1 protein-coding gene and 1 pseudogene are annotated in these 1,821 nt (G+C 38.8%); both read right to left on the minus strand.

Annotated features, from left to right (window positions below; genetic code table 11):
- A pseudogene (locus AC1DPQ_RS26690) lies at positions 1-286 on the minus strand (hypothetical protein); the annotation flags it as partial.
- Positions 287-311: 25 nt separating this feature from the next.
- A partial coding sequence (locus AC1DPQ_RS26695; protein WP_477611425.1) for a SusC/RagA family TonB-linked outer membrane protein occupies positions 312-1,821 on the minus strand: 1,510 nt, incomplete at its 5' end.

Here is a 1,821-nt window from a genome sequence, read left to right on the forward strand (position 1 = left end):
CGTTTACGCCAATTGCTTTGCGCATAATACTTTCTGATGAAGAAAAACGGTCTTCATCACTTGCGTATATTACATTGTTAGCAGCCAACTCGTAAGGGAAATCGGGCATAACAACGTCATAGGTATCATTTAATAGGAACTGTATTGCCCCTTCATTGTCCCATATTCTGGAGTCAATCCCATTTCTGTCTTTTACATCGAAGAAATCTTTCTTACATCCCGAAAAAGATGCCATCAGCATAGCAAGCATGCCAATTGCCAAAGTATTTTTATATTTAAATTTCATTGTTCAGATTTTAAGTTTGTAACCTTTATAAACTTATATTCAAGCCTAAGGAAATTGTCCTCAGAGTTGGATAGTCATAAATTGTTGAAGAGTACGGATCTTTGTATTTGAGCGGATTTACGATAGTCCATAGGTTGTTTCCTGTTAAAACCAATCGAGAATCTGCGATACCGACCCTGCTAAGCAAGCTTTTGGGCATCTTATAGGTTAAGGTCATATTGTTTATCCTGATCATTGTGCCGCTTCTGGCCCAGAAAGTCGAATTCCAACCGGCTGCTATACCGGCATCATCAAACCTTGGAAATTCTGCATTTGGATTTTCTGGTGTCCAGTGATCGCGCCAATAAGCCGGAACATTAACCGTAGTACTTGCAGGTGCTTTTGATTTGCTATCAAAAAACACCTTTCCGCCAAACCTGGTTACAAAGTTTGTACTTAAACTCAATGTTTTGTAAGAAATGGCCACATTAAAGCCAATACCAAAAGAATTGGTAGACTCGAACATAGGAACCTGATCTTTTTCAGTAATTTTTCCATCGCCATTAGTATCTTCATAATACAGCCAACCAACTTGTGGTACCCTGTTGTTAATGGTATATGTTGGGTATTGATTGAGAAGTGCATCTACATCCGCTTGTGTTCTCAGCATCCCCTTCGAAATCAATCCATAGTTGCCACTGTTATATTTATTGGGATCCGTTCCGAACTGGTATTTTAAATCAGGATAGGTAATATCCCATAACTGAAATTCATTATAAAACATCTGATCAATCCGACTATTGGCAAAACCAAAGAGAATATCGGTATTTACACCCCAGTTTTTATCAATTTTTGCTTTATAACCTATTGAAAACTCATGTCCCCAATTGGTACGCTGCTGGTAATTTAGCAGTGGTGCTTCAAAGCCTGCATACATTGGGAAATTTTCATTGTTCCCTTTATCAAACATATCGTAAGAATACCTGTGGTAAAATTCGTAGGTGAAATTGATTTTGTTTTTCAAAAAAGAGGCGTCTAAACCTAAGTTGAAAGTACGGGCCTTTTCCCAGGTAATATCAGGATTAGGCATGATCTCAGGATTGAGTCCACCGGTTAATGTTTCATTATATAGGTATCCTGCCGGATCAACTGTGTATCTCGATTGCCATAACCTGGCATTAATCCTGCTTTCTCCCACCAATCCATAATTGGCTCTAACTTTTAAACGATCTACAAATTTGACGTTGTCTTTAAAAAAATCTTCTTCACTTATTGCCCATCCTAAACCAACACTTGGAAACAAGCCCCATCGGTTGCCAGGTGCAAAATTTGAAGATGCATCCATACGAGCAATTGCTTCAATAAAGTATTTCTTGCCATAATCGTAATTTAACCTGCCGATGTAAGAACGCTGAACCGATTCGAAAATGCTTTTGTTCTGTAGCGTGAAAGTTGAGCGATCGAAACCCCAATACTCGTCAATACCCGGTAAAACCTGGTTTCGCCAGTACACATTCAATTGCTCACTTACACCCTCTGATTGATCGAAAGCAGCT

The sequence above is a fragment of the Pedobacter sp. 01T416_2 genome (assembly GCF_056398925.1).